The sequence below is a fragment of the Candidatus Zixiibacteriota bacterium genome (assembly GCA_021159005.1).
Lineage (GTDB): Bacteria > Zixibacteria > MSB-5A5 > UBA10806 > 4484-95 > JAGGSN01.
On record JAGGSN010000164.1, the window covers coordinates 1 to 1,823 of the forward strand.

Annotated in this window: 2 protein-coding genes; both read left to right on the forward strand. The window is 35.6% G+C overall.

Annotated elements, in window-relative coordinates; translation table 11 throughout:
- Positions 1-254 precede the first annotated feature (254 nt).
- Entirely contained in the window at positions 255-1,199 is a 945-nt protein-coding gene (locus tag J7K40_10540) for a glycosyltransferase family 2 protein (protein ID MCD6162836.1), read from the forward strand.
- A 68-nt stretch (positions 1,200-1,267) separates the two neighbouring features.
- Positions 1,268-1,708, forward strand: a complete 441-nt coding sequence (locus J7K40_10545; protein MCD6162837.1) for a winged helix-turn-helix transcriptional regulator — start codon at positions 1,268-1,270, stop codon at positions 1,706-1,708.
- Positions 1,709-1,823 lie beyond the last annotated feature (115 nt).

The window sequence follows — 1,823 nt, forward strand, 5'->3', positions numbered from 1 at the left end:
GTTGAAAGTTTGTAAAGTTAAAAGTTGAAAGTTGAACTTTATAACTTTATAAACTTGATAACTTTTAACTTTCCGACTTATAAACTTGATAACTTTTAACTTTCCGACTTGATAACTTTATAAACTTTAAACTCCCCGACTTGATAACTTTTAACTTTCCGACTTGATAACTTTATAAACTTGATAACTTTTAACTCCCCGACTTTATAACTTTATAAACTTTATAAACTTTAAACTTTCCAACTTTCAACTTTATGAACTTTGAACTAATTTCCATAATTATTCCCGTATATAACGAAGAAAAGAATATTTCTTTGCTTTATGCTGAATTGGTAAAAGCGTGGAAGGAGCTTCGGGATAAATACGATTATGAGATTATTTTTGTGGATGACGGGAGTAAAGACAGTTCCATTAAAGAAATAGAGAAACTGGCGGAGAAAGATGATAAAGTAAAATATCTGCAGTTTTCCCGCAATTTCGGGAAAGAGCTGGCTATTACTGCCGGCCTTCGCGAAGCCAAAGGCAATGCGGCGATTATGATTGACGCCGATCTTCAGCATCCGGCGGAATTAATCCCGCGTTTTATAGAAAAATGGAAAGAAGGAACGGAGGTGGTGGTGGGCGTGAGAAAGAAAAATAAACAAGAAGGATTAATCAAAAAAACAGGTTCGTTTCTGTTTTACAAAATAATCAACGCCATTGCCGAGATAAAGGTAACTCCCAACGCCACGGATTTTAGATTGTTGGACAGGATAGTTATAAATGAATTTAACCGGTTCACCGAAAAGAACAGGATGAGCCGGGCGTTGGTTGACTGGCTGGGATTTAAGCGGGATTATATTTATTTTAACGCTAACGCGAGAATGGACGGCAAAGCGGGATACGGCACTTTGAAACTGATTAAACTGGCTTTGTCGGGTTTTATTTCCTTAAGTCTGGTGCCGTTGAAAATTGCCGGCTATTTGGGGATTATAATTGTCATTTTTTCCGGATCGCTGGGGCTGTTTATTTTTATTGAAAAATATGTTTTAGACGACCCGTGGAATATGAATTTTTCCTATCCGTCAATTCTGGCGGTGATTAATTTGTTTTTGATCGGCGTTGTTCTAAGCTGTCTTGGGCTTGTTGCCCTTTACATCGCCAACATTCACAGGGAAGTGATCAACAGGCCGATGTATATTATAAGAAGTAAAAAGTAGAAAGCTCACAAAGTTAAAAGTTTGTAAAGTTAAAAGTTTGTAAATTAGTTTTATGGAATATTGGCAAATTGCCGGTTGGCTTAACTGTTAAAGATCTGTATTCAGGTACTGAAAAATCAAATACTAGAAATATTAAAATTGCTGAAATGCTTAAGGAAGCTGGATTGATTGAAAAGTATGGAAGCGGAATAAAAAGAGCTGTTAATGAAATAGTTGATTACGGTTTGCCTAAACCAAAAATTTCTGAAATTGCCGGCGGGATAGATGTTGAGATTTCAGGAGAGAAAAAAATAAAAAAGGTCACTGAAAAGGTCACTGAAAAGGTCACTGAAAATCAAAGGATTATACTTAAAGAGATAGCAAAAGATAAGCGGGTTACCAGTTTAAAATTGTCAAAAATAGTTAGAATATCAGATCGAAAAATAAAAGAAAATATTAAGAAATTAAAACAAAAAGGCTTATTGAAAAGAATCGGACCGGATAAAGGCGGGCATTGGGAAGTCAGTTGAAAGTTTATGAAGTTTATAAAGTTGAAAGTTGCCAGCCAGAGGCTGGTCCGCCTTGGGCGGAAAAGTTCATCCTGTTAAATGCGAAGCAATTTTTGAAAAACAAAAATTATTTAAC

Bases quoted from the DNA above. Each gene is read 5' to 3' on its own strand.
- J7K40_10540 (MCD6162836.1), top strand. From the start codon at position 255: ATGAACTTTGAACTAATTTCCATAATTATTCCCGTATATAACGAAGAA.